20 protein-coding genes are annotated in these 25,617 nt (G+C 58.1%); 5 read left to right on the top strand and 15 right to left on the bottom strand.

The genetic code is table 11. The features are described 5' to 3' along the window. Positions 1–106 precede the first annotated feature (106 nt). The 3 genes from ABLU88_RS04445 to ABLU88_RS04435 form a co-directional block, all read right to left on the bottom strand. Positions 107–907 carry a PhnD/SsuA/transferrin family substrate-binding protein gene (locus ABLU88_RS04445; RefSeq protein WP_048263752.1) on the bottom strand — a complete coding sequence of 267 codons (801 nt, stop codon included), beginning with the start codon at positions 905–907 and terminating at the stop codon, positions 107–109. Next, complete coding sequence (locus tag ABLU88_RS04440; protein WP_014229788.1) at positions 900–1,883, bottom strand: fatty acid desaturase; 984 nt, start codon at positions 1,881–1,883, stop codon at positions 900–902. The genes ABLU88_RS04445 and ABLU88_RS04440 overlap by 8 nt, the downstream gene beginning before the upstream one ends. A gap of 104 nt (positions 1,884–1,987) precedes the next feature. Continuing rightward, complete coding sequence (locus ABLU88_RS04435) at positions 1,988–3,127, bottom strand: Bcr/CflA family efflux MFS transporter (protein WP_048263753.1); 1,140 nt, start codon at positions 3,125–3,127, stop codon at positions 1,988–1,990. 94 nt (positions 3,128–3,221) lie between these two features. On the opposite strand from ABLU88_RS04435, the gene ABLU88_RS04430 reads away from it, so the two are divergent. Continuing rightward, positions 3,222–3,989: a helix-turn-helix transcriptional regulator gene (locus ABLU88_RS04430; protein ID WP_025106160.1), complete on the top strand. Its 768-nt coding sequence runs from the start codon at positions 3,222–3,224 to the stop codon at positions 3,987–3,989. On the opposite strand, the gene ABLU88_RS04425 is transcribed toward ABLU88_RS04430, so the two are convergent. The 8 genes from ABLU88_RS04425 to ABLU88_RS04390 all read right to left on the bottom strand — a co-directional run bounded on the left by ABLU88_RS04425 (position 3,974) and on the right by ABLU88_RS04390 (position 14,752). Continuing rightward, positions 3,974–4,726 carry a proteasome-type protease gene (locus tag ABLU88_RS04425; protein ID WP_038424660.1) on the bottom strand — a complete coding sequence of 251 codons (753 nt, stop codon included), beginning with the start codon at positions 4,724–4,726 and terminating at the stop codon, positions 3,974–3,976. The two genes, ABLU88_RS04430 and ABLU88_RS04425, sit on opposite strands and share 16 nt — an antisense overlap. Positions 4,727–4,744: 18 nt before the next feature. Further along, positions 4,745–5,560, bottom strand: a complete 816-nt coding sequence (locus tag ABLU88_RS04420; RefSeq protein WP_048263754.1) for a transglutaminase family protein — start codon at positions 5,558–5,560, stop codon at positions 4,745–4,747. Continuing rightward, positions 5,557–6,486 carry an alpha-E domain-containing protein gene (locus ABLU88_RS04415; protein WP_004103215.1) on the bottom strand — a complete coding sequence of 310 codons (930 nt, stop codon included), beginning with the start codon at positions 6,484–6,486 and terminating at the stop codon, positions 5,557–5,559. Before ABLU88_RS04415 ends, ABLU88_RS04420 begins: the two co-directional genes overlap by 4 nt. Next, positions 6,480–7,919: a circularly permuted type 2 ATP-grasp protein gene (locus tag ABLU88_RS04410; RefSeq protein ID WP_014229793.1), complete on the bottom strand. Its 1,440-nt coding sequence runs from the start codon at positions 7,917–7,919 to the stop codon at positions 6,480–6,482. The genes ABLU88_RS04415 and ABLU88_RS04410 overlap by 7 nt, the downstream gene beginning before the upstream one ends. Before the next feature lie 207 nt (positions 7,920–8,126). After that, the gene (locus ABLU88_RS04405; RefSeq protein WP_032749983.1) at positions 8,127–9,017 is read right to left on the bottom strand and encodes an alpha/beta hydrolase; all 891 of its coding nucleotides are present in this window, start codon (positions 9,015–9,017) and stop codon (positions 8,127–8,129) included. 21 nt (positions 9,018–9,038) lie between these two features. Further along, positions 9,039–11,819 carry a glycoside hydrolase family 3 N-terminal domain-containing protein gene (locus tag ABLU88_RS04400; RefSeq protein WP_254539962.1) on the bottom strand — a complete coding sequence of 927 codons (2,781 nt, stop codon included), beginning with the start codon at positions 11,817–11,819 and terminating at the stop codon, positions 9,039–9,041. Between the two features lie 83 nt (positions 11,820–11,902). Next, complete coding sequence (locus ABLU88_RS04395; protein ID WP_103814082.1) at positions 11,903–13,294, bottom strand: carbohydrate porin; 1,392 nt, start codon at positions 13,292–13,294, stop codon at positions 11,903–11,905. Positions 13,295–13,393: 99 nt separating this feature from the next. Beyond that, on the bottom strand, positions 13,394–14,752 hold the full coding sequence (locus ABLU88_RS04390) for a glycoside-pentoside-hexuronide (GPH):cation symporter (RefSeq protein ID WP_025106155.1): 1,359 nt from the start codon (positions 14,750–14,752) through the stop codon (positions 13,394–13,396). Between the two features lie 514 nt (positions 14,753–15,266). On the opposite strand from ABLU88_RS04390, the gene ABLU88_RS04385 reads away from it, so the two are divergent. After that, the gene (locus ABLU88_RS04385; protein ID WP_025106154.1) at positions 15,267–17,015 is read left to right on the top strand and encodes an alpha,alpha-trehalase; all 1,749 of its coding nucleotides are present in this window, start codon (positions 15,267–15,269) and stop codon (positions 17,013–17,015) included. A gap of 104 nt (positions 17,016–17,119) precedes the next feature. Here ABLU88_RS04385 and emtA read toward each other — a convergent pair whose 3' ends face one another. After that, complete coding sequence (emtA, locus tag ABLU88_RS04380) at positions 17,120–17,731, bottom strand: membrane-bound lytic murein transglycosylase EmtA (RefSeq protein ID WP_009651970.1); 612 nt, start codon at positions 17,729–17,731, stop codon at positions 17,120–17,122. Between the two features lie 95 nt (positions 17,732–17,826). Between emtA and ldcA the strand changes: the two genes are divergently transcribed. After that, the gene (ldcA, locus tag ABLU88_RS04375; protein ID WP_025106153.1) at positions 17,827–18,741 is read left to right on the top strand and encodes a muramoyltetrapeptide carboxypeptidase; all 915 of its coding nucleotides are present in this window, start codon (positions 17,827–17,829) and stop codon (positions 18,739–18,741) included. 92 nt (positions 18,742–18,833) lie between these two features. Continuing rightward, positions 18,834–20,567 carry a potassium/proton antiporter gene (locus tag ABLU88_RS04370; RefSeq protein ID WP_004851981.1) on the top strand — a complete coding sequence of 578 codons (1,734 nt, stop codon included), beginning with the start codon at positions 18,834–18,836 and terminating at the stop codon, positions 20,565–20,567. Positions 20,568–20,583: 16 nt separating this feature from the next. On the opposite strand, the gene dadX is transcribed toward ABLU88_RS04370, so the two are convergent. Then, positions 20,584–21,654 (bottom strand): catabolic alanine racemase DadX, encoded by a 1,071-nt coding sequence (gene dadX / locus ABLU88_RS04365; RefSeq protein WP_102802991.1) that lies wholly within the window; start codon positions 21,652–21,654, stop codon positions 20,584–20,586. A 12-nt stretch (positions 21,655–21,666) separates the two neighbouring features. Further along, positions 21,667–22,965, bottom strand: a complete 1,299-nt coding sequence (locus ABLU88_RS04360; protein ID WP_004851984.1) for a D-amino acid dehydrogenase — start codon at positions 22,963–22,965, stop codon at positions 21,667–21,669. Between the two features lie 321 nt (positions 22,966–23,286). Between ABLU88_RS04360 and ABLU88_RS04355 the strand changes: the two genes are divergently transcribed. Continuing rightward, positions 23,287–24,819 (top strand): SpoVR family protein, encoded by a 1,533-nt coding sequence (locus ABLU88_RS04355; protein ID WP_004138526.1) that lies wholly within the window; start codon positions 23,287–23,289, stop codon positions 24,817–24,819. 59 nt (positions 24,820–24,878) lie between these two features. Here the strand turns inward: ABLU88_RS04355 and fadR are convergent, their stop codons facing one another. After that, entirely contained in the window at positions 24,879–25,598 is a 720-nt protein-coding gene (fadR, locus tag ABLU88_RS04350) for a fatty acid metabolism transcriptional regulator FadR (protein WP_004851987.1), read from the bottom strand. Positions 25,599–25,617 lie beyond the last annotated feature (19 nt).

Below are 25,617 nucleotides of genomic sequence, written 5' to 3'. Positions count from 1 at the left end.
TTTCTTCCCGGCTTGCGCTGCGCTTAGCCGGGCTACAGGTTCACAACCGTCTGCGATCGGGTAGCCCGGGCAAGGCGCTTGCGCCGCGGCCCGGGGAAATTGCCGCCTACAGCCGCACAACGCCCCTGGCCGCCGCCTCATCACGCCACGCCAGCAGCGGCTGATAGTCCGCGCGCCGCATATCGCTGTAGCCGCAGATAAACAGCGCTTCGCAAAGCGGCCGGTAGCGTTCATCGCTCACCAGCTGCTGCAATGCCTCTCTCAGCAGCCCCAGCGTCGCCGCGGACGTCGTCGCCGACGTAATCAGCGGCAGACCCGGGGCGAGCGGGCTGCGCGCAATCACCGCCAGCCCCGCCAGCGCCTCCGGCTGATGACGCTGCAGCAGCGCCCAGGTCACGCAATCAATAGCGGCAATATCCGCCGTCCCCTGCTGAAGCTCACGCAGCGACTGGCGATGGCTGCCGCTAAACGCGACCGCCGAGAAGAAACGCCCATCGCGCGACAGCGGCGCGACCATTTTTAACAGCACGTTATAGCCGGACTGGGAATCCGGCGAATTGCACACGACCCGGCGCCCGCGAAAATCCGCCAGCGTCTGACCACCGTCCGCCTCACGTACCGCCAGCAGGCTGCGGTAGTTCCGCCCTTCGCATCCGGGCGCGGAATAGTGAAAACAGCCGACCGTTTGCACTGCCGGCAGCCGCGTCATCAGCGGATAACCGCAGGTCTGGCTCAACAGCAGCGCCGGATGGCGCCAGTGCGTCAGCAGATCCTCAGGTACCTGATACGACAGCGTATCCTCCTCCACCACGCCGCGGGCCGCCAGCAGCTGCCACACCGCCCGCCAGAGCGCCTGAGTATCCTCGTCATTCACCGCGTACATCGGAAACGCCAGCCTTTCACTCATGCTCTTCATCCGCCTTACCCTGCTGGTTGAACCCGGGATGGGCATTCACCGCCACCGGCCTGGCAAAAAAATGCCGCAGCCATTCACCGTAGCCGCGCACCACAAACCCGGCGTTGCGCCGCTGATACTCCGCCTGATTATGCAGATAGATTTTTCGCAGCCCGTACCACGGTACCCCCGGCAAATCGTGATGCACTGAATGGTAGTTGAGATTGAGGAACAGCACCCGCCAGACCAGCCCCGCCTCGTTAATCACCGAACGGGCCAGCGGATCGTCCGCGGCGCGGTGTTCAAGGAAAGAGCGCACTTTGGTCAACGCCAGCGCCGGGTAGCTGATAGCCAGCACGAAGTAAAGCGGCGAAAAGCCGAGGTGATTCATCCACGCGAACAGCGCCGCCAGCAGCAGACCGTGAACCAGCCACATCGCTATTGTGTTCACCCGCCGGTGTCGAAATGCCGCCAGCGCGCTGCCGAGCGTCTGGGCAATATCCAGCAGCGGCGCCACCAGCAGCCTGCCGATAAACGTATTGCGCAGATGAATAAGGCTACGCTGCCAGGGGGCAAAACGCTGCCAGCTCTGCGGCGTAAAATAGTAGGATTCCGGATCGTCAACCGGCTGCGTCAGCAAATGATGATGATGGTGCGCCAGGTGCGAGTCGCGGTACAGCCCGTAGGGATACCAGACCGCCAGCGGCAGGGTCCCCAGCAGCTGGTTAAACCATGGTCGCGACGTGGGGTGACCGTGAATAAGCTCATGCTGCAATGACATATACCAGGCGGTGAACCAGATGAGCAGCAGCGTGGCGGGGAAAATGCCCAGCTCGCGCCACCAGGCCAGCGAGGCAAACCAGCCGCCGTAGACGGCAACGATCAGTAGCCAGGTGGGCAGCTCGCTGCGCCACAGCCAGCTACGGGAAAACTGATGAATCCGCTCGCGCTGCTGCGGATGCAGATAGACCGACCTGCTTTTTGCCATTCCTGCCACTGCCTTTTCGCGTTATCGTTTGATCCTCCGAAGATGTGAGATAACGCGTTAAATAACAAAGAATTTAAATCGCTTAGCTTTGCCAGAAAATCACCTTAGCCCTCGTTGAGCACGATGATATATCGCCACCCGGCGAGCATGCTCACGCCCGCGCACGCCAGCAGCGACGCCCCCAGCGATTGCCCCCACCCGGCCGCCAGCAGACCGGCGCCAATCAGGACATAATAAAACAGGCCGAAAAAGGCGCCGGCGGTGCCCCGACAGTCGCCGTAGGCGCTCAGCGCCGACCCCAACACCAGCGGGATCGCCATGGCCCAGGCAAGGGTGACCAGCGCAACCGGCGCCACAAACCAGATTGATTCCCGCAGCACGTACACCGCGACGCCGCCGACTAAGTGCAGAATGCAGGCGATGGCGAGAATCCGCCCCAGCGAGACATTCCGACGCAGCAGCCGGTGGTTAAGCAGCGCGCCGAGCAGCGAACCCGCGGCAAGCGCCATGCCGCTGTAGCCAAACGTCAGGGCATCAAGATCGAATCGGGCGAACAGAAACGGGGCCAGGCTGTAGTAGCTGAACAGGCTGACGTTAAATGCCGCCACCAGGATTGCCGCCAGGGCGATACGCGTATCGCCCACCATCCGCCGCAGCACGTGAAGAAACGGCCCTCTCCTGAGGTTTTGCGGACGCGTTTCCGGCATCAATGCCAGGCAGCCCAGCAGAAGCGCGGCGGCCAAAAGCGCCAGCGCGCTGAATACGCCGCGCATCCCCCAGAGGGCGGTCAACCCGCCGCCGATATAGACCCCGACGGCCGGGCTCACCGCCAGCGCCAGGCCGATAAACGAAAAAATTCCCGCCAGCTGCCGCCCGCGATAGCAGTCCCGCAGGACCGTCTGCGTCACCACTGAACCGGTTGCCGCGCCAGCGGCCGTGACGATCCGTGCCGCCAGCAGCAGCGAAAAATCCGTCGCCCACAGCGCCATCAGGCACCCCAATGCGTAAACCCCTAACCCCGCCAGCAGGGCCGGACGCCGGCCGTAGCGATCGCTGAATCCGCCCCACAGCAAAACGCCGACGGCAAAACCGATAAAGTACACGGAAAGGGTTAGCGCCGCCTGCGGCGCGCTCACGGAAAAACGGGCGCTGATATCGGTCAGCGCCGGGCTATAAATCGTTTCCGCTATTTGCGGAAACATCAGTAGCGCGGTCACCAGCACCAGCGCGGCACGTCCCAACATATCCACCTCCTGATTAACAAGAGGCGCTATTGTAGGGAAGCCGTTTATCGAACATTATAAACATAATGACTTTAAATATCGGAAATCAGACATTATGGCCTGGCTTGACGCTGACGCGGCATTCGATCCGGATGCGTTGAAAAGTAGCCTGATTGGCGTGCAGTCGGCGCTCGGTAACCACGACTCCGGCAGCCACCGGCATAAGATGGCGCAGATCCTGTTTACCCGTCAGGGATGCGTGCGTTTAACGCTCGACGATGGCGCCCTGCTGTGCCTGCTGCCGCCGGGGCGCGCGGCGTGGATCCCCGCTGAAGTCAGCCATCGCGCGGAGATGAAAAACATTGTCGACTATCGTTCCGTCTGGTTTCAGCCGCAGCGTTACCCTCAGTTGCCAACGCAGTCGGCGATACTCAACGTGGTGCCGCTGCTGCGCGAACTATTAGAGCGCATCAGCGCCAGCCCCTGGGATACCGACTGGGAGGCCGAGCCGGCGCGACATCTCGCCGCCCTGTGCCAGGCGGAAATTCGCGCCGCCGCGCGGGAGCCGATGATGCTCGCGCTGCCGCAGGATAAACGGCTGGCGATGGTTTGCGGCGACGCGCTGCCGCCGCCGCTTGGGACGCTCGCTGCCCGCTGCGGCGCCAGCGAAAAAACCATCAGCCGACTGTTTCGCCGCGATACCGGGATGTCCTACCAGCAGTGGCGTCAACAGTGGCGATTAATGAAAGCGGTCGAGATGCTGGCAACCGGGGAGCGGATTACCGATACGGCGCAGGCGCTCGACTTCGCCAGCGATAGCGCCTTTATCTACTTCTTCCGCACCATGACCGGCATGACGCCGGGGCGTTATTTTTCCGCCTGATTGTGGCCGCCCGGCGTGAACGGCGGCAGCTTCAGAAAGGTGCTCTGCAGCCCTTCGGACCACGCTTTGCGAATGGTATTGAAATAGGGATCGTTTTCGGTGATCCGATGCTGTTCGGCGCTGCTCAGGCTACCGCTGCGGTACAGCAGGGTGTCCAGCGGCAGCCCCACCGAAAGATTGCTGCGCAGGGTGGAGTCGATCGAAATCAGCGCGCAGCACATCGCCTGCTCCAGGGGAGTATCGATGGTCAGAACCCGGTCGATAATCGGCTTGCCGTATTTGCTCTCGCCAATCTGGAAATAGGGCGTGTCGCGCGTGGCTTCAATAAAGTTGCCTTCCGGATAGATATGAAACAGCCGGTGCGTTTCGCCGGCGATCTGCCCGCCGAGCAGCAGGTTGCAGTTGAAGTTGGTATTGCCGCAGTTCTGCTGATTGCTGCTGTCGCGCTGAATCACCTCCTGTAAGGTTTTGCCGATCAGCATCGCCGCGTCGTATAGCGAGGTCACCTGCATCAGGTTAGGCTCCTGCTGGGTGCGAATGCGGGCGCTGAGCAGGCTAATCACGCTCTGAGTGGTGGCCAGGTTGCCCGCCGACTGCAGGACCATGACCCGTTCGCCATCCTGATGGAAAACGTGCAGTTTTTTAAACGTTGCAATATGGTCCACTCCCGCGTTGGTGCGGGAGTCTGAGGCAAATACCAGTCCATCTGACAAACACATGGCCACACAGTAGGTCATCGTTTTTTGTTCCTGCCGTTATTGCTGCTGCGCCTGCTGCGAATGCTCGCGCACTTCAGCGTTAGTTAACATGATTTCCCCCCCGCCGCCGAGGCGGGTGCCGCGTACCGGGCACGCATCAAGATAGTCCAGCCCGGTCGCCAGCCGCAAATGTTGATTCAGGCTGCGCGTGTTATTGGTGATATCAAACGACTGCCAGCGCTCGTTGAGCCACACTTCGGCCCAGGCGTGCATGGCAACGTGCTCGGCGTTATCGCTGTAAACGTAGCCGCTGACGTAGCGCGCCGGGATCTCCAGCGCCCGGCAGCAGGCGAGAAACACGTGGGTGTGATCCTGGCAAACCCCTTTCGCGCGCGCAAAGGCATCGGCGGCGGAGTCCTGCACCTGGGTGGCGCCCGGCGAATAGGGCATTCTCAGCAGCAGCTCGGCCATTAACCGGTTCAGGCTCTCCTCCTGCGCCTCCGGCTGATACCAGCGCTGAGCGAATTCGCGGATCGGGCCGTCAGCGCGGGTGAGCGGCGTACAGCGCAAGAAAACCAGCGGCGACAGCAGCTCCTGCGGCTCCGTGCCGATGTCGTCCCCCTCTTCCGCGATATCGACGATCCCGCTGGCGCGGATGGTAATCTCTTTATGCGGATTATCCAGCGTCAGCACGTGCAGCACGTTGCCCCAGGCGTCGGTGGTAGCGACGGCGGAACCGTCCGGCAGGGTTAATGTCCAGGCGGTGATCTTCTGCCGACCGCTGCTGCGCGGCGTCAGGCGCAGATACTGGGTCGAAAACTTCACTTCTTCATCGTAGCCGTAGCGGGTCAGGTGATCGATAACCAGTTTCATAACGCCTCCAGATAGGTTTGTCTGATGCTGTCGGAAAGCGCGTTAATCCGCGCCAGCAGTGCATTAAGGGTGACCTGTAAATCGGCCTGCGCCAGATCGTCGCGGGTGCTGAAACGCAGGTCGACGTTGAGCTGGTGCGCCAGCCGCAGCGGCAAGTGCGAGCGGTCGTTGGCAATCTGTTCCAGCTGCCCGACGAGGTCGGAAATACTCGCTCTCAGCGATCTCGGCACATCGTTGCGCAGGATCAGCAGCTCCATCACCGTTTCGCGGCTGACCGGCTGGCGGTAAATGCTGTTGTAGGCCTCGCGGGCGCTGACCGCATTAAGTAGCGTATCCAGCCGGTAGTACTCGCGTACCGGATCGGGATCGCTGTTCAACTGCTGATCCTTAATCAACAGCAGCTGCGCGGTGGCGGATGCCCGCTCGATCAGCGTCCCGATCCCGATAAAGCTCAGGGCGTCGTTACGCAGCAGCGTGCCGAGGATCGCCCCGCGAAACAGATGTACCCGCTCTTTTACCCACTCAAAGAAAGCGTCGTTGCCCAGCTCGCCGATCCCCTGCTGGCGCAGCTTTCGCAGCTCAATGCGCGTGGCGTTGATGCTTTCCCACACCTCCGCCGACAGGCTGCCGCGCACCGCATGGGCGTTGTTCCACGCCATCTCGACGCAGCTGAAAATGCTGTACGGGTTGTTGCCGTCGAGCGCGAAAAAATTAAGCAGGTTGCTCATAGTGAAACGCGCGTGCCGCGCCTGAAACAGCTCATGGGTCAGCGACAGATTCAGCGGCAAGGCTAAATCCCGTGACTGCTGGCTGTGGCGGGGGATCATCGACAGCTTCCAGGTCACGTCCAGCACCCGGGCATAGCTTTCCGCGCGCTCAAGGTAGCGCGCCATCCAGAAGAGTTCACTCGCTGTGCGGCTTAACATGATTCATCATCCTCCATCACCCAGGTATCCTTGGTGCCGCCGCCCTGCGACGAGTTCACCACCAGCGAGCCTTCGGTTAGCGCCACCCGCGTCAGCCCGCCGGGAACCAGGCGGATCTCCTGGCCGGAAAGGACGAAGGGACGTAAATCGATATGGCGCGGCGCCAGCCCCTCGTCGACAAAGGTTGGGCAGGTCGACAGCGCCAGGGTGTCCTGGGCGATATAGTTGGCCGGATTCGCCAGCAGGCGCTGGCGAAACGCATCGCGCTCCTCTTTGGTCGAGCGCGGGCCAACCAGCATGCCGTAGCCGCCCGCGCCGTGAACCTCTTTCACGACCATCAGTTCAAGATTGCTCAGCACGTAGCTGAGATCTTCCGCCTTACGACACTGCCAGGTGGGAATATTGCTCAGGATCGGCTGCTCGCCCAGATAGAAGCGGATCATCTCCGGTACGAAGGGGTAGATCGATTTATCGTCGGCGACGCCGGTACCGATGGCGTTGGCCAGCACCACGCCCCCGGCGCGATACACCGACAGCAGCCCCGGAACGCCTAGCATGGAGTCGGCGCGGAAGGCCAGCGGGTCAAGGTATGCGTCGTCGATACGCCGGTAAATGACGTCCACGCGCCGCGGTCCTTCGGTGGTGCGCATGTACACCGCCCCGGTTTTAATAAACAGATCCGCGCTTTCCACCAGCTCAACGCCCATCTGCTGGGCCAAAAAGCTGTGTTCAAAATAGGCGCTGTTAAACCGCCCCGGGGTCATCACCACCACGCACGGATCGTCCACCGGCGAGCTTTCGCGCAGCGTTTGCAGCAGATAGCTGGGGTAGCGTTCTACCGGCGCAATATGGTGCTGTTCGAACATTTCGGGATACAGCCGCATCATCATTTTGCGGTTTTCCAGCATGTAGGAGACGCCGGAGGGGGTGCGCAGATTATCCTCCAGCACGTAATACTGGCCGTCGCTGTTGCGCACCATATCGACTCCGGTGATATGGGCGTAGGTGTTATTGGGTAAATTTATCCCCTGCATACAGGGTTGATACTGTTCGTTCGCCAGTACCTGTTCGGCCGGGATCAGCCCCGCGCGAAGGATATTTTGATCGTGGTAGATATCGTAAAGAAAAGCGTTGAGCGCTTTCACCCGCTGGCGGATGCCGCGGTCAATCCGCTGCCACTCGCCGGCGGGAATAATACGCGGCACGCTGTCGAAAGGGATCAGTCGTTCGGTGCCCTCATCCTCGCCGTAGACGTTAAAGGTGATGCCGATGCGGTGAAAGAGCAGCTCCGCCTGCTCTTTCTTCTGCCGGATAGAGAATTGATCGGTACTGCGAAACCATTGCCACCAGGCGTTATAGTGCTGACGCTGCTCTCCCTGTGCGGTAAGCATCTCATCATAATAATGCCCGTCAGGAAGCGTTATTTTTATCATGGCCGTCTCCTCCGGTTGTACTCACTTTGAGGTAATCCCGGTAAGAGATAAGCATTAATTATGCCAGGTAACGCAGCGCGGCGGCGCGGCGTTACGCTGTTATGCCATGACGCTGAATTGAATAAAAAACAATCAGACGCTTTGCTTATTTATGGCCTGTTTTTCGCTTTAAACGCACCAATTTGGGGCAAGTCGATTCACGCGATGCTAACGCGCCGCGAGCCACGCTGCGTAGCGCTCGGGCCACTCGACGCTGGGCGTACCGGCCCGGCCCAGCGCAAAACCGTGACCGCCGCTGGCGTAACGATACAGGCTGACCGGGACCTGATGCTGACGGCAGGCGGCGGCCATTATCAACGTATTGTGCGGATCGGAGACATTATCGTCCTCCGCCTGAACCAGAAAACAGGGCGGCGTCCGCCCGCTGACCCAGGTTTGTACCGACCAGGCGCGATCGACCGCCTCCGCGGCGTGAGGCCCGGCGAGGAGCCGATGGGTGGCGGTATGGGTGTACGGAGGTTCGAGGGAAATCACCGGATAAATCAGCGCGGCGCCGTCGGCCCGGGGCGGGGTGTCGTCCACGCCGTCGATCGGCGAGTAAGAGGCAAAATCGGCGCGACAGGCAGCCATTCCCGACAAATGTCCGCCGGCGGAAAACCCCAGAAGGCTGACTTTGGCTTCCCGCTGACGAATCAGGCGCAGCGCCCGCTGAGCGTCCTGCAGCGGAGCAAGGCCGCCCGCTTGCCACCCCTCCCCGGGAAGACGATAGGTCAGCACGTACGCGGTATAGCCGCGCATCGTTAGCCAGCGCGCGGCGGGCCAGGCCTCCTTCGCCATTTCAATGCGTCGATAGCCGCCGCCGGCAGCAATTAATACGCCGTGGCCGCGTGGCGCTGCGGGACGCCATACCGTCAGTTCAGGCTGGGCGATATGGCTTAGCGCGCCGCATGCCGATAAGCGAACGGGGCCGTCCGGTCCGCCGCCGCCGGGAGGCACGCCAGGCCACAGGCGGATCGTTTGCTGGCTTTCAGCGGCGCGAAGACGACCGCCCGCCAGCAGCGCGGCGGCGCTTAAAAACAAAAAATGGCGTCGGTTCATCGGCGGCTCCTGAGACGGAAATTAGTCATTAACGAGCTTGAGTTCCAGCCAGTCCACCACCAGACCCGGCTTGATAAAATCAAAGCCTACACGATATTTCCCTGACTGTAGCTCAATCCGACACAGCTTCTGCACAATCTCACGACCGAGCGTACCGTTGGTCTGGATCGTCGCCACAAATTGTTCATTAAGCAGCAGGTTGCAGGCGGTTTGTGCGAGCGGCGCACCGTTAGCGTGAACGCTCACCAGCACGTCATAAACCGCTGTTCGCTCAACGCTCAGCACCAGCTCCTCGTCGTAGCGCAGCCGCGACTGCTCGGCGATTTTAATTGCGCCAGGACAGGCCCCATCGCACGCAGGATCCGCCGCCAGGCGAATAATCCCCGCCCGCGGCATCTCCCCGCGCTTAAAGACCTGCGTCTGCATCATAAAGTCGAGGATGTTTATCGCGCAGCGCTGAAGCTCACCGAGCGTTAGCTCGCCTGTCGCCAGCGCCGCCAGGGTATTATCTCCCCCCGCATTAACTTCCGCGCCGTTATTATTGACCACCATATAAAGGTCGTTCTGCGCGCGGATCATCGCCGCGGTGTTGTGAGTGCTCGCCGCGCCGCCATCGATGGGATCGTTCATCGTTGCCCACCAGTCGGTCATCACGATCCCGCGAAAGCCCCACTCCTCGCGCAGTACGGTGGTGGTGAGATCGTAGTTGGATGCGGCATGGTGGCCGTTGACCGGGTTATAAGCGGTCATTACCGCATTTGCGCCGCCGGATTTCACCGCATACTCAAAACCTTTGAGATAGATTTCACGCAGCGCGCGCTCTGACACCACCGAATCCGCTTTGGCTCTGGCGAACTCCTGATTGTTGCAGGCAAAGTGCTTGAGGGTGGCAATCCCGCCGCCGCTGCGAATGCCGCGAACCACCGCCGCCGCCATCATCCCGGTGAGCAGCGGATCTTCGGAAAAGTACTCAAAATTACGCCCGTTCAGCGGATGGCGCTGGATGTTCATCCCCGGCCCTAACAGCAGGTCGATACCGTTGCGCAGCAGCTCTTTGCCTTCCATCACGTATAAGCGTTCCACGAGGATCGGGTCCCAGCTGGAGGCCAATAATGTACCGCTGGGAAGCAAAGTGGCCTTCGCGCCGTTATCCATGCGAATCCCGGATGGGCCGTCGGCGGTCGATGCCAGAGGAATACCTTTTTCCAGCAGGCTGTCGGCCACGCCGCCAAAAGCCGACGCGACGCCGGGCGTCACCTTGTGGCTACACATGCCTTCACCGCGCACCAGGCAGGCCAGCTCCTCAACAGACAGCTGAGCAACAAAGGCATTCATCGTGGTACGCCCTTCCGCAACGTCGTTGAGGGTCAGTCCCTGGTTGCCGGTAAGGGTGATAGCCTCTGGCAAACGCTCCTCAATGCGCGCGCGCAGATTAATCTCCCGCCGCGGCACGTCCTCCCACTCGATCTGATAGCGCCCATCATCGCCGTCCGCGACCGGTTTTATACGTACGAAAGGCACCGTCGGCGCCAGCACCTGCTGATGGCAGGAGAGGATCCGCAGCGTTTTCTGCGCGTACCCCGCCTCGCCGTCAACCGGCAGCGGCTGTAGATCGCGCACGCTGTTACCAAGCAGCAAACGATAAAGCCCTGGCTCCATCACATAACAGTGTGGATGCCCGGTCGCCCCGCTATCGTCCAGGGAGGCAAAACGCTCCAGCGGGATCGATAACGTTAAGGTTTCGCTTTCCCCCGGTTGCAGCAGGCGAGTTTTGGCAAAAGCCACCAGCGCTTTGGCCGGTTTGCCGAGCGCGCCCTGCGGCGCCTGGAGGTAGATTTGCACCACTTCTTTGCCCGCGAAGCGCTCCCCGCGATTGGTCACGGTGACGGTCGCCTTGATCAGGTCGCCAAAAGTCTCCGCCCGCGCCGATTGCAGGGTGAAAGAGGTGTATGAGAGACCAAAGCCAAAGGGGAACTGCAGGCGCTGCGGACAAAAGGTTTCGAAGTAGCGATAGCCAACGTAGATATCTTCCTGGTAGAGATTTTTTTCTTCCGCACCCCAGCAGGGGGATGCCGGATGATCGTCCAGCGATATCACAATGCTGCCAACCAGCTTACCTGAAGGGGTCACATCGCCGTATAGCAACGAGGCTGCGGCCTGTGCGCCGTGCGCGCCACCGTGCCAGACATACAGAAGCGCGCGAATGCGTTGACGCAGCAGCGGATCGTCAGCCCATGAGAGATCGATAAGCCCGGCGGTATTCAACACGACTGCCACTTCATCAAACTCTCGGCATACCTGGTGTAGCATGTGCTTCTCATCGGCCGTGAGCCGGTACCCGCCTTCAACATCGGCATTATCCTGATCTTCGCCCGCGGTACGACCGAGGACAATAACAGCCTGGGTCGAGACGGCGCGGGCCTGACGAATCTGCTCATCGCTCAGCGGCATCTCCTGCTGGTACCAGGGTTCCGCTGCCCAGCCCCCTCCGCCGTTGTCGAAGGGGTGTTGTTCAATCCAGCTTTCGTAAAGCGCGGCCAGTTGCTCATTGAGCCTGCCCCCGCTTCGCTCCCGCATTGCCTGCAACAAAGTTGTACGACTCACCACGTTAACAGCCCCACCGGAACCGGTACCGCTGCGATAGTAGTCAATCTGCGTACGGCCAAATAGTGAAACCGGCTGCAGAGGATTGAGTGGGAGCATTCCGCGATCGTTTCTCAGCAATACAGCGCCTTCGGCGGCAGCGGCAGTGGCAAATTCGGCAAACCCTTCCAGCGGAGTGCCCGCTTTACTGTCAAACATGATGTAGTCCTGTTAACTCGAGCCTCCGCAGGAGGCGTAATGGCATAATGAACAGAGCCCGCACAATGCGGGCTCTGCTTTGATCAGAAGAAATATTTGAAACGTAGACGGCCACCGTAGCGGGAGTCTTCATGTTTGTCGCCATCCGTTGGTTTCGCTTCAATCCACGAGGCGTAAGCGCCAAGGTAGATGTTGAAGTTCTTCATATCCATGACATTGGGGAACAGGTACGATGCGTGAATGGTGTGGATATCGTAGTCACCCACGTTGGAGATCCAGCAGCCATCGTCGCAGGTAGAGACATAATTAGCCGAGTTAAACTTGTCGATTTTGTTGTGGGCGTAGATGTAACCCAGTTCAAAACGATGCCAGAGGGAGTTGATAGCTGCGGTGAAATCCTTCTCATCGGAGGCATCCATATAGGCCACGTTCAGGTTAGTGGTGACCCCATCTTCCGGATCGGTTTTTTGTCCATTCCATGACATCGTCAAGCCATAGCCGGTACGGTCCGACTGGTCGACCCAACTGCCGCGATTGTCGTAATAACCGTAAGCATTCTTCACGACGTTCTTTTCCATCGCTACTGCGGTAGAGAAGCGACCGCTATTCCACGCAATCACCGGACGTAAATAGGCGACGTTTTTCTCATTTTCCAGGGTATTGCCGTGATAGCTGGAGTCCTGGAACAGCGTACTGCCGTTTTCCACCAGGTTATTAAGTTCGAAATACCAGTTATCTATCGTTTTACTGAGCAGGAAGTTGCCGCCGCTGCTGCTACGGCCGCGGCCCTCTTTCATCATGTAAATATAGCCGTAGCCATCGCTATAGAGGTCGTTAGCCGTGTTGCCGGAATATTCGACAAACGTATCCTGATTCAGCGGGAACATATCGTAGGCCTCGAAACGACCAACTTTCACCTTCCAGTCATCTTCCCTGCCAAAGAAGAATACCGCATCATCAAGGTTCATTTTACCGGTCATATCAGCCAGCGGCTGGGCGGAGAAACCGGCAAAATTGCCGTTATCCATTTTGCGCATACCATCGAAGCCCAGCAGAATACGGCCGTTAATATCCCAACGTTCTTTAGTACCCGGCGCCCAGTTTTTACTCGAAGAGGTTTTTACCGACGTCAGGCTACCGCTACCGCTGGCGCCATCCATATTGAATTCCACATCGCCATAAAACTTCAGGTCGCCATAGCCAGAGAGCGTAAGCTTCGTGGGCGTCGCGCCGGGAGCGACCGGGTCAGCGGCATCGACTTTCACCGCCGGCGCGGTTTTTGCTGCCGTTGTTTGCTGTTGTTTAAGCGTTTGTATCTGCGCTTCCGCGTCGGCGGCGCGCTGTTCAGCGTTAATTAATCTTTGCTCCAGTTGCGCAAGGCGCTGGTCAATATCGGCAGAGGTATTATTTTTTGCTGCTATCACATTAGAGGACATAATGGCGCCAATAGCCAAAGCCATATATTTTATTTTCATTTGAATATCCCTAAATTAATTATTGTTTATTTCATTCAGGATACACCTGTGGCTATGTGAAGATGAATTCACAACGCCACAAGTGTTATTCTGTTATTTTCAGGACTCGGCAAAAGTTCCTTTTTTCAAATCATCAACAATGCCATTCATTCTATTTTCTGTTAAGCCATAGAATTTAATAGAGACTGCGGTAAGAACATAGAAAATTGACGGTACCAGGGTGAACAATAGCACTACGCCATGTACCGCAGAGGCTGGTTGCACCGTGGTGTTAGCCGCGTAATGGTAGTAAGCCAGCACCCATCCAAGAATCGCACCACCAACGGCTACACCGAGCTTAATCACAAAAATATTCGCCGCGACGTTCATTCCAGTGATACGACGCTGGGTTTTCCATTCACCATAGTTATTAACGTCGGTTATCATTGACCACTGTAGCGCGCCGTTGCCGCCCTGAATAATGGAGATCAGAATATGCACGCCGAGCACCAGCACCCAATATTGTACCGGCACCATAAAGCATACGACGCCCAGCGCAGCGGTGACGAGATTAATCCAGAAAGAGAGTCTGACCTTACAGAAACGCGTACCAAACGGTTTTGCCAGCACCGAACCCAGCATGGAGGCAAACATCCCGCCGAGCATGAATATTGTAATAACGTCCGCACCTTTATTCAGCACGCTATTGACGTAATATACCACCGCCCCGCCGCGAATCACCACGGCAACCAGCATCATAAAGTTGTAAACGGAGAGAATACGCCACTGATCGTTGCGGAAAAGAATTTTCACATCGCGGGCAATATTCAGATTTTCTTCTTTGATCGGCTGGACGCGCTCTTTAGTGGTCGCGAAACAGACGACAAACATCAGGCAGCCGATAACGCCAAATATCGCCATGGAGACCTGAATACCCGTCGCCCGATCGCCAGGATAAAGAAGATCAGCCAGCGGTAAAATAAACGCGGTACCCAGCGCGCCGCCAATCGGCGTGATGGCAAAACGCCAGGATTGCAGAGAGAGGCTTTCACGCGGATCGGAAGTCAGCGCCGCACCCAGTGAGCAGTAAGGAATATTAATGGCGGTGTACATCAATGTCATAAATATATATGCCGCAACCGCATAAACCACTTTCCCCGAGTCGGAGAAAGACGGTATGGAGTAAACCAGCACGCAGCTCACGGCAAAAGGTACGCAGATAGCCAGCAGCCACGGACGGAAGCGCCCCCAGCGGGTTGAGGTGGCATCCGCAATCGCCCCCATAATCGGATCGGTAATCGCATCCAGCAGACGAACCAGCAAAAACATCGTCCCCATCACGGCGGGCGGTAGACCATAAATATCGGTATAGAAGTAGGCTAAGATGGCAACGGAGGAGTCAAATACAATATGGCTCGCTGCGTCCCCCAGGCTGTAACCTACTTTTTCTCTGACAGAAATTTTGTCGCCAGCAGACATACATCACTCCTTTACGAAAAAATGAAACCGGTTTCTGTAATGTCTGCATTTTTTACTTTTCTCTCCTACAGATGCCATTATGTTTTTTTATTAATTATTTATGTTTTTTTATTTATGTGATCCTGTCAGCCTTCAATGGTATTAGAACCCGTTTTTTTGTTTGGCAGATCACATGTTTTAATACTTCGCTAACTTTTTTCAGGCGACAGGGATGAGCAGATAAAAATGCCATATAGGAATACCATGCCGCTTGTCTATTTATTTTTCTTATTCGCGGATTATGTTTTTTATCAATTGCCAGATATTCAGCGAAAATATCCCCCGAAGTACCCTACAAGACAGCGCTGTTTTAACCGCCAATATTTTGTCGGTGCGGAACAGAGCAGTGCCCGGTAAATACTCTGTTTTCACTTAAAATGTTACCTCGGACACGCGCAGCGGCGGATATTCGTCTAAGGTTTTCTGATGGCCGAATGCAGTGGCACATAGTCTGCAATGATAAGGAGAACAATCTATGACGAGTCCCGTTTCCCGTCGCCCCGCTACCCTGCCTTTTGCTCTTCGTCTGGCGCTAGGGGGCGCGTTTGTCGCCCTGGCGACGTTGACGGCTCAGGCTGAAGAAACCCGTCCCACCCCGCAATCACCCGATATCCTGCTCGGTCCGCTATTTAACGATGTGCAAAGCGCGAAACTTTTTTCTGACCAGAAAACGTTTGCTGACGCCATTCCGAACGGCGACCCGCTGATGATCCTTGCCGATTATCGTATGCAGAAAAGCCAGACCAGCTTTGATTTGCGGCACTTCGTAGAACTCAACTTTACCCTGCCTCGCGAAAACGACCAGTACGTTCCGCCAAAAGGACAAACGCTGCGCCAGCATATCAACGGATTATGGCCCGTACTGACCCGCAGTACCGTCGACGTCGAAAAATGGGATTCGCTGCTGCCGCTGCCAAAGCCCTACGTGGTGCCCGGCGGACGCTTTCGCGAAGTCTATTACTGGGACAGCTACTTCACCATGCTCGGCCTGGCTGAGAGCGGCCACTGGGATAAAATTGAAGATATGGTGACCAACTTCGCCGCGGAGATCGACGCCTGGGGCCATATTCCCAACGGCAACCGCACCTACTATCTGAGCCGCTCGCAGCCGCCGTTCTTCCCGTTTATGGTTGAACTGCTGGCCACGCACGAGGGCGATGAGGCGCTCAAAAAATGGCTGCCGCAGATGGAGAAAGAGTACCAGTACTGGATGGATGGCGCTGAGGCGCTTGAGCCCGGCAGCGCCAGTAAGCGCGTGGTGCGAATGGCCGACGGTGCCCTGCTCAACCGCTACTGGGACGATAACGACACGCCGCGTCCGGAATCCTGGCTGGACGACGTCACAACCGCCAAAAACAATCCCAACCGCCCGGCCACTGAAATCTACCGCGATCTGCGCTCCGCCGCGGCATCCGGCTGGGACTTCAGCTCCCGCTGGATGGATAACCCGCAGCAGCTCGGCACCATCCGCACCACCTCGATTGTTCCGGTCGATCTGAACTCGCTGATGTTCCACATGGAAAAAACCATCGCCCGCGCCAGTAAAGCGGCAGGGGATAGCGCTAAATCCGCGCAGTATGACGCATTAGCCAACGCCCGTCAGAAAGCGCTGGAGAAATATCTGTGGAACGATAAAGAGGGCTGGTACGCCGATTACGATCTGAAAAGTCATAAGGTGCGCAATCAGCTGACCGCCGCGGCGCTGTTCCCGCTGTACGTCAACGCCGCCTCCAGCGAACGCGCCGCGAAGGTCGCCGCCGCCACCGAAGCGCGACTGCTCAAGCCCGGCGGCCTGACCACCACGACCGTCAATAGCGGCCAGCAGTGGGATGCGCCGAACGGCTGGGCGCCGCTGCAGTGGGTTGCCGCTGAAGGCCTGCAAAAGTATGGCCAGCAGAAAATCGCAATGGAGGTGAGCTGGCGGTTCCTCAGCAACGTTCAGCACACCTACAACAGCGAACAGAAGCTGGTGGAAAAATATGATGTCAGCTCGACCGGAACAGGCGGCGGTGGCGGAGAGTATCCGCTACAGGACGGCTTTGGCTGGACCAACGGCGTCACCCTGAAGATGCTGGACCTGGTGTGTCCGAAAGAGAAGCCGTGTGACTCCGTCCCCACCGCGCGCCCGGCGGCGAATGACGACAACGGCAAAGCGGCGGACGTCTCGGCGCAGCCTGCCGCTCAGCAGCCGGCTGCGGTAGAGGAGAAAAAAGTCGCGCCGTAAACCTCCGCGCGGCGGGGGCCCGCCGCGCGTCTTTATCAATGTGCAGTTCCAGAATCGGCCGGGCCGATGGCTCCCCGGCAAGCTGAGCCTGCGGGGAGCGCCCTTTACATGGCGTCCAGCGCCTTCTGCAGCTTCCAGATATAGCGCGGCGCCTGCGGTGCCGGGTGCTTTTTCACCACGTGCTCAAAGAAATCATCGGCGTCCATATCGTTAATCTCTTCAATCGCATCCTGGCGATTGGACGAGAACGTCCGCAGCAGCGCGCCCGCGCCGTTGGCATAGGACACCACCACCGCATAGCGCATCACCTGCGGGTCTTTAATCCCCGCCAGCGGACCGTTTTCGAGGATGCTGAGGTAGGCCGCCCCCATCGAAATATTGCGCTCGGGATTCTTCAGCTCGCTCACCGAAGGATCCCCGCTCCAGCCCATCCGCCGGTAAACATCGCGACCGGAGGTCGAGGGCTTCAGCTGCATCAGGCCAACCGCGCCGGATTTGCTGACCACCGTCGGGTTACCGCCGGACTCAATGGCGATGATGGCGGTAATCAGCTGGGGATCGACGCCCCACGCCGCACCGGCTTTTTCGCTGATTGGCATCCACTGCATCGCCCGCTTAACCGGGACTTCCGGGTTCCATGGCGGGTTACGATAATCGTGTTTTGAACTACAACCGGCCAACAATACACATAAAAAAACACACCATCTCAATTTCACACATCTATCCTTATTGGCTGAAGTTTGCCGCACGGAGATGACAATAAACGCTCCAGGCGGCATGATAACCCTTTCATTCTTAGCAAGGAATTGTCATGTCTCAGTTTTATCTCGTCGCCCCTTCCGGTTACTGCATCAACCAGGAGGCGGCGTATCGCGGCGTGCAGCGTCTGCAGGAGGCCGGGCACCAGGTCGCGCACCAGGAAGTCATTCCCCGCCGGGCGCTGCGCTTTGCCGGAACTGAGAATGAACGCCTTGCCGATATCAACCAGCTCGCCGCCCTCGCCGGTATAAACCGCATCGTGCTGGCGGTACGCGGCGGCTACGGCGCAACTCGCCTGCTGCCGCAGATTGACTGGCAGGCGCTGATCGCGCGCCAGCAGCAGGATCCGCTGCTTATTTGCGGCCACAGCGATTTCACCGCCATCCAGCTGGGGCTGCTGGCAAAGGGTAGCATAATCACTTTTAGCGGGCCGATGCTGGCGGGAAACTTCGGCGCTGAAACGCTGAACGAATTTACCGAGCACCATTTCTGGCAGGCGCTGCGCAACCCGGCGTTTACGCTCGAATGGCACGGTGAAGGCCCGGACTGTCGCGCCGACGGCACGCTGTGGGGCGGCAACCTGGCGATGCTGACTTCGCTTATCGGCACTCCGTGGATGCCGCAGATTAGCGACGGAATTCTGGTGGTGGAAGATATTAACGAACACCCGTTCCGCGTCGAACGCATGCTATTACAGCTACTCAACAGCGGTATTCTCGCGCGTCAGCGGGCGATTATCCTCGGCAGTTTTACCGGCGCAAACGCCAACGACTACGATGCCGGATACGATCTGCCGATGGTATACGACTACCTTCGCCAGCAGCTTAACATTCCGGTCATCAGCGGCCTGGATTTCGGTCACGAGCAGCGTACGGTCACCCTGCCGCTTGGCGCCAGAGCGTTGCTGGTCAACAACGCATCCATCACCACGTTAAGCATCAGCGGCCACCCGGTTCTGGCGGAATAAAAATTCCTCTAACGCATATCCCGATCGGCGTCAGATTGTTAAAATGGTGTAGTTTTTAATTTATCTTCACGCCGGTAAGGAGTACGTCAACATTGGACGCCGCTGCGGTCATCAGTCTGTTTATCCTGGGTTCTGTTTTAGTAACCTGTAGTATTTTATTAAGTTCCTTTTCCTCACGCCTCGGTATCCCGATTCTGGTTATCTTCCTGGCGATTGGGATGCTGGCGGGCATTGACGGTATCGGCGGCATTCCGTTTGACAACTACCCTTTCGCCTACATGGTGAGCAACCTGGCGCTGGCGGTTATCCTGCTTGACGGCGGGATGCGCACTCAGGCCAGCTCTTTTCGCGTGGCGCTGTGGCCCGCCCTCTCGCTCGCCACGGTCGGGGTGCTGATCACCTCGGCCCTGACCGGACTGATGGCGGCCTGGCTGTTTCATCTCAACCTGATTGAAGGGCTGCTGATCGGCGCTATCGTCGGCTCAACCGATGCCGCGGCGGTGTTCTCACTCCTCGGCGGTAAAGGGCTGAACGAACGTGTCGGCTCGACGCTGGAAATTGAATCCGGCAGCAACGATCCGATGGCGGTGTTCCTGACCATTACCCTTATCGAGATGATTCAGCAGCACGAGACCGGCCTGAGCTGGATGTTCGCGGTGCATATCGTGCAGCAGTTCGGGTTGGGTATCGCTATCGGCCTCGGCGGCGGCTATCTGCTGCTGCAGATGATTAACCGCATTGTGCTGCCGGCCGGGCTTTATCCTCTGCTGGCGCTGAGCGGCGGGATCATGATTTTCGCCGCCACCACCTCGCTGGACGGCAGCGGCATCCTCGCGGTCTACCTGTGCGGATTCCTGCTCGGCAACCGGCCGATTCGCAACCGCCACGGTATCCTGCAAAACTTCGACGGCCTGGCGTGGCTGGCGCAGATCGCCATGTTCCTGGTGCTCGGCCTGCTGGTCACCCCGTCCGACCTGTGGCCTATCGCCATCCCGGCGCTCATTCTGTCGATGTGGATGATCTTTATCGCCCGTCCGCTGTCGGTGTTTGCCGGTCTGCTGCCGTTTCGCGGCTTCAACCTGCGCGAGCGGATATTTATCAGCTGGGTGGGCCTGCGCGGCGCGGTGCCGATTATTCTCGCCGTCTTCCCGATGATGGCGGGCCTGGAGAATGCGCGGTTGTTCTTTAACGTGGCCTTCTTCGTGGTGCTGGTCTCGCTGCTGTTACAGGGGACCTCGCTCTCCTGGGCGGCGAAGAAAGCCAAAGTGGTGGTGCCGCCGGTCGGCTCGCCCATCTCCCGCGTCGGGCTGGATATCCATCCGGAAAACCCGTGGGAGCAGTTCGTGTACCAGCTTAGCGCCGAAAAATGGTGCGTCGGCGCGGCGCTGCGCGACCTGCATATGCCGCCGGAGACGCGGATTGCCGCGCTGTTTCGCGACAACGTACTCCTGCACCCTACCGGCAGTACCCGACTGCTGGAAGGCGATATTCTCTGCGTGATTGGCCGCGAGCGCGACCTGCCCGCGCTGGGTAAACTGTTCAGCCAGTCGCCGCCGGTGGCGCTGGATCAGCGCTTCTTCGGTGATTTTATTCTCGATGCCAGTGCCAGATTCGCCGACGTCGCGCAGATTTACGGCATTGACGGGGGAGAAGAGTTTCGCGATCGCCAGCAGTCGCTGGGTGACGTCATACAGCACCTGTTAGGCGCCGCGCCGGTGGTCGGCGACCAGGTGGAATTTGCCGGGATGGTGTGGACGGTGGCGGAAAAAGAAGAGGATCACGTACTGCGGGTCGGCGTACGGATGGCGGAAGATGAGGCGGAGTGATCCGCCTCAGGCTAAGTTACACCGTCACAACCGGTACGCGCGGCGCGAGCGCGCACATTAATTCATATCCGACGGTGCCGCAGGCGGCCGCGACATCGTCAATTTTGATCTCTTTGCCCCACAGCTCAACCGGCGCGCCGATCCCTGCCTGCGGGCATGGGGTCAAATCCACGGCCAGCATATCCATTGAGATGCGCCCGACCGTCACGGTGCGTACGCCGTCAACCAGCACCGGCGTACCGCTCGGCGCCAGCCGCGGATAGCCATCGGCATAGCCGCAGGCAACGATGCCGATACGCCGCTCCTCCGCCGTGCGCCAGGTTGCGCCGTAGCCGACCGCTTCACCGGCTTTCAGGTTCTGTACGGCAATAATTTCGCTGCTTAGCGTCATCACCGGTTTCAGCCCGGTGTTGGCCACGTCCTGCCACAGGCCGGAAGGCGAGGCGCCGTACAGCACGATCCCCGGCCTCACCCAGTTAAAATGCGACTCCGGATGCCACAAGGTTGCCGCCGAGTTCGCCAGCGAGCGCGGGCAATCCAGCCCTTCCGCCGCCTGCTCAATGCGCCGCATCGGCTCGACAATGCCGTCCGGGTTTTCCGCTTCGGCGAAATGCGACATTAACGTCATTTCGCTGACGTTACCGAGCGCTCGCAGCTGCTGCCAGACGATGTGCAAACGGTCCGGCATAAAACCCAGCCGATTCATCCCGCTATTCACCTTGACGTAAATATCGAGGGGCGCGTGCAGCTTCGCCTGCTGCAGCGCCTTGATTTGCCAGTTACTGTGCACGCTGGTAGTCAATCGGTATTTATCAAACAGCGCCAGCTCATCGGCATTGAAGAAACCTTCCAGCATCAGTATCGGCCCTTTCCAGCCGAGCTCGCGCAGCAGGATCGCCTCTTCAAGATTGAGCATCGCGAAACCGTCCGCGGCGCTAAGCGCGTTCCAGACCCTTGCCAGGCCGTGGCCATAAGCATTGGCTTTGACCACCGCCCACAGGCGCGAGCCGGGCGCCGCGCGGCGAACAATTTGTTGATTCTGGCGTAAGGCTGACATATCAATGCTGGCCTTTACAGGACGAGACATGAAAGCTCCTTGTTAATTGTGAACGCCATGCAGATGCTGAGCGCGGGCCGGCGTAAAGCCGCGGCCGTAGCGGGCGACGGCAAGATCGTCATACGGGATCGCCGGCGTACGCCCGGAGATCAGATCGCTGATCAGCTGGCCTGAACCGCAGGCCATGGTCCATCCCAGCGTGCCGTGGCCGGTGTTGAGCCACAGATTTTTATACGCCGTGCGGCCCACCACCGGCGTACCGTCCGGGGTCATCGGACGCAGTCCGGTCCAGAAGGTTGCCTGTTCAACGTGGCCGCCGCGCGGGAACAGATCGCGCACCACCATCTCCAGGGTTTCACGCCGCGGCTGCAGCAGTTCTTTATTAAATCCAACAATTTCCGCCATTCCGCCAACGCGAATACGCCTGTCGAAACGGGTGATGGCGATTTTGTAGGTTTCATCAAGGATAGTCGAAACCGGCGCGCCGTCTTCTTCCGCGATCGGAATCGTTAGCGAATAGCCTTTCAGCGGGTAGACCGGAATATCCACCAGCCCTTTCAGCATGGCCGTCGAATATGATCCGAATGCCATCACGTAAGCGTCGGCTTTGATGATTTCAGCGCCGCACTTCACGCCGGAGATGAGATCCCCTTCATAGAGCAGTTCATCCACCGGTGTATTAAAACGGAAAGTCACGCCCGCCTGTTCCGCCATCAGGGCCAGACGCGTGGTGAAAAGCTGGCAGTCGCCGGTTTCATCATTAGGTAAACGTAAACCGCCCGTCAGTTTATGGCTCACTTCCGCCAGCGCCGGTTCAACGTCCAGCAGGCGGTTTGCCTCCAGCAGCTGGTAAGGCACGCCCGCCTCCTGCAGTACCGCGATATCGCGGGTCGCGTTTTCGAACTGCTTGTCGGTGCGGAAAAGCTGCAGCGTGCCGCCCTGCCGGCCTTCATACTGGATACCGGTGCTCTCGCGCAGCGCCTTCAGGCAGTCGCGGCTGTACTCCGCCAGGCGCACCATACGCCCTTTGTTTTCCATATAGTGGCGAGTGTCGCAGTTGCGCAGCATCTGCCACATCCATTTCAGCTGGAACGGCGTGCCATCCAGCCCGATAGCCAGCGGCGCGTGGCGCTGGAACATCCACTTAATCGCCTTCAACGGTACTCCCGGCGCCGCCCACGGCGCAGCGTAGCCGGGAGAGATCTGCCCGGCGTTAGCGGCGCTGGTCTCTTCGGCTGGCCCCGGCTGACGATCGATAACCGTCACTTCATGTCCTGCCTGGCTTAAGTACCAGGCGCTAGCGACTCCAACTACCCCACTTCCCAGTATGACGACGCGCATAGCGGCTCCGTAATCGTTAAAGAACAATCATCTGATTACAAATTGATAACTCAGATGAAAATATTATTCAACATACGCTTTATTTATGGTGACTTATCTCACAGGGTTCTGCGCCAGCACTGCCCCCGTCGGTTTACCATCTCCTGCTGCGCCTCATTTTTCTACAGAATAAAATCCTGTTTAAACCGTAAAACAACGCCTTTAAGATTGTGAAATCGCGAAGAAAAGAAAATGCGGATGCACGCAGTTTGCGACGCCGTGTTCTATGCTTGTTAAGAGGTTTTCCGTACAGAGAGAACCATCAACAACGAGGGCGCGCTAATGGCTACGATTGATTCCATGAACAAGGACACAACCCGTTTAAGCGATGGACCCGACTGGACTTTTGAGCTGCTGGAGACCTATCTGGCAGAAGTCGATCGGGTGGCGAAGCTGTATCGTCTTGACACCTATCCGCACCAAATCGAAGTCATTACTTCCGAACAGATGATGGATGCCTACTCCAGCGTCGGGATGCCGATTAACTATCCGCACTGGTCGTTTGGTAAAAAATTCATTGAGACCGAACAGGCCTATAAGCACGGGCAACAGGGGCTGGCCTATGAAATCGTCATTAACTCCAACCCCTGTATCGCCTATTTGATGGAAGAGAACACCATCACCATGCAGGCGCTGGTGATGGCGCACGCCTGCTACGGGCACAACTCGTTTTTCAAAAATAACTACCTCTTTCGCAGCTGGACCGACGCCAGCTCCATCATCGACTATCTCATCTTCGCGCGTAAATACATCACCGAATGTGAAGAGCGCTACGGCGTTGATGAAGTCGAGAAGCTGCTCGACTCCTGCCACGCCTTGATGAACTACGGCGTTGACCGCTATAAACGCCCGCAGAAAATCTCGCTGCAGGAGGAAAAAGCGCGGCAAAAAAGCCGGGAAGAGTATCTGCAAAGCCAGGTGAATATGCTGTGGCGCACCCTGCCGAAGCGCGAAGAGGAAAAGACCATTGAAGCGGCGCGCCGCTATCCCTCTGAGCCGCAGGAAAACCTGCTCTACTTTATGGAGAAAAACGCGCCCCTGCTGGAGCCATGGCAGCGTGAGATCCTGCGTATCGTGCGTAAGGTCAGCCAGTATTTTTATCCACAGAAGCAGACTCAGGTGATGAACGAAGGCTGGGCGACCTTCTGGCACTACACCATCCTGAATCATCTTTATGATGAAGGAAAAGTCACCGAGCGCTTTATGCTGGAGTTTCTGCACAGCCACACCAACGTGGTGTTCCAGCCGCCCTATAACAGCCAGTGGTATAGCGGCATTAACCCCTATGCGCTGGGTTTCGCCATGTTCCAGGATATCAAACGTATTTGTCAGTCGCCGACGGAAGAGGACAGGTACTGGTTCCCGGATATTGCCGGATCCGACTGGCTCGAAACCTTGCACTTCGCCATGCGCGATTTCAAGGATGAAAGCTTTATCAGCCAGTTCCTGTCGCCGAAAATCATGCGCGATTTCCGCTTCTTTACCGTGCTCGATGACGATCACAACAACTATCTGGAAATATCCGCCATTCATAATGAAGAGGGATATCGTGAGATTCGTTCGAAGCTTTCAGCGCAGTACAACCTGAGCAACCTCGAGCCGAACATTCAGGTATGGAATGTGGATCTGCGCGGCGACCGTTCGCTCACCCTGCGCTACGTGCCGCACAACCGCGTGCCGCTGGATAAAGGACGCCGCGAGGTGCTGAAGCACGTCCACCGCCTGTGGGGATTTGACGTTCTTCTGGAGCAGCAAAACGCCGATGGTAGCGTTGAGCTGCTGGAACGTACGCCGCCGCGGCCCAATCCGCTGTAGCGCGTATAAAGCAAAACGCCCGGTGACAGCACCGGGCGTTGTTTATTCGTGGGCGGGGTCTAGCGCATATTAATCGCCAGGTCACCCGGCAAATTCTTCTGCATACGATGCCAAATCTCCCCGCTGTCATGCCCGTAGCGGCGAACGATTTCATAAACCTGTTCATGAAGCCCTTCTTCACATACTTTCGCCAGCTGATGATAGAAGCCGAGCGCCAGGCTACGCGCTTCCGGGTTGGCAAAATAGTGACGACCTATGCGGGTGTACAGACCTTTCATCCCGTTGAGGATCAGGCCGTAGATGGGGTTACCTGAAGCAAAGGCCAGACCGCGGAAGATATTATAATCCAGCTCGGCAAACGCATCGGCGTGGTCTTCAATTTCACGCGCGCTCGCCAGAACCTCCAGCGCCTTATCCGGGTGCTGACGGAAAGCGGTGCGGATAAAAATAGTCGAAATATTGGTACGCACGGACAGCAGATTATCAATCAGCTGCGGAACGCTGTCGTGATCGAGACGCGCGAGGGTTTCGAGAATATTCAGACCTGACGTTTCCCAGAAGTTGTTCACTTTGGTAGGCTTACCGTGCTGAATGGTTAACCAGCCATCGCGGGCCAGACGCTGCAACACTTCACGTAAGGTTGTACGGGTAACACCAATCAGTTCAGAAAGTTCACGTTCAGCGGGAAGAATTGAACCAGGAGGGAAGCGGTTATTCCAGATACTTTCAATGATGTACTCTTCAGCGAAACCCGCAGGGCTTTGCGCCTTAATGACCATAATAAGATTTCCATTACAC

It is taken from the genome of Klebsiella sp. GW_Kp182 (genome assembly GCF_040062275.1).
In the GTDB taxonomy this organism is placed as follows: Bacteria; Pseudomonadota; Gammaproteobacteria; order Enterobacterales; family Enterobacteriaceae; genus Klebsiella; species Klebsiella michiganensis.
The sequence above is the reverse complement of the archived record's forward strand: the minus strand, read 5'-3'. Positions and strand labels throughout refer to the sequence as shown.

What these genes read in the sequence shown, in the direction of transcription:
- ABLU88_RS04445 (WP_048263752.1), bottom strand. Translation starts at nt 907, where the DNA reads ATGAGTGAAAGGCTGGCGTTTCCGATGTACGCGGTGAATGACGAGGAT.
- ABLU88_RS04440 (WP_014229788.1), bottom strand. Translation starts at nt 1,883, where the DNA reads ATGGCAAAAAGCAGGTCGGTCTATCTGCATCCGCAGCAGCGCGAGCGG.
- ABLU88_RS04435 (WP_048263753.1), bottom strand. Translation starts at nt 3,127, where the DNA reads ATGTTGGGACGTGCCGCGCTGGTGCTGGTGACCGCGCTACTGATGTTT.
- ABLU88_RS04430 (WP_025106160.1), top strand. Translation starts at nt 3,222, where the DNA reads ATGGCCTGGCTTGACGCTGACGCGGCATTCGATCCGGATGCGTTGAAA.
- ABLU88_RS04425 (WP_038424660.1), bottom strand. Translation starts at nt 4,726, where the DNA reads ATGACCTACTGTGTGGCCATGTGTTTGTCAGATGGACTGGTATTTGCC.
- ABLU88_RS04420 (WP_048263754.1), bottom strand. Translation starts at nt 5,560, where the DNA reads ATGAAACTGGTTATCGATCACCTGACCCGCTACGGCTACGATGAAGAA.
- ABLU88_RS04415 (WP_004103215.1), bottom strand. Translation starts at nt 6,486, where the DNA reads ATGTTAAGCCGCACAGCGAGTGAACTCTTCTGGATGGCGCGCTACCTT.
- ABLU88_RS04410 (WP_014229793.1), bottom strand. Translation starts at nt 7,919, where the DNA reads ATGATAAAAATAACGCTTCCTGACGGGCATTATTATGATGAGATGCTT.
- ABLU88_RS04405 (WP_032749983.1), bottom strand. Translation starts at nt 9,017, where the DNA reads ATGAACCGACGCCATTTTTTGTTTTTAAGCGCCGCCGCGCTGCTGGCG.
- ABLU88_RS04400 (WP_254539962.1), bottom strand. Translation starts at nt 11,819, where the DNA reads ATGTTTGACAGTAAAGCGGGCACTCCGCTGGAAGGGTTTGCCGAATTT.
- ABLU88_RS04395 (WP_103814082.1), bottom strand. Translation starts at nt 13,294, where the DNA reads ATGAAAATAAAATATATGGCTTTGGCTATTGGCGCCATTATGTCCTCT.
- ABLU88_RS04390 (WP_025106155.1), bottom strand. Translation starts at nt 14,752, where the DNA reads ATGTCTGCTGGCGACAAAATTTCTGTCAGAGAAAAAGTAGGTTACAGC.
- ABLU88_RS04385 (WP_025106154.1), top strand. Translation starts at nt 15,267, where the DNA reads ATGACGAGTCCCGTTTCCCGTCGCCCCGCTACCCTGCCTTTTGCTCTT.
- ldcA (WP_025106153.1), top strand. Translation starts at nt 17,827, where the DNA reads ATGTCTCAGTTTTATCTCGTCGCCCCTTCCGGTTACTGCATCAACCAG.
- dadX (WP_102802991.1), bottom strand. Translation starts at nt 21,654, where the DNA reads ATGTCTCGTCCTGTAAAGGCCAGCATTGATATGTCAGCCTTACGCCAG.
- ABLU88_RS04360 (WP_004851984.1), bottom strand. Translation starts at nt 22,965, where the DNA reads ATGCGCGTCGTCATACTGGGAAGTGGGGTAGTTGGAGTCGCTAGCGCC.
- ABLU88_RS04355 (WP_004138526.1), top strand. Translation starts at nt 23,287, where the DNA reads ATGGCTACGATTGATTCCATGAACAAGGACACAACCCGTTTAAGCGAT.
- fadR (WP_004851987.1), bottom strand. Translation starts at nt 25,598, where the DNA reads ATGGTCATTAAGGCGCAAAGCCCTGCGGGTTTCGCTGAAGAGTACATC.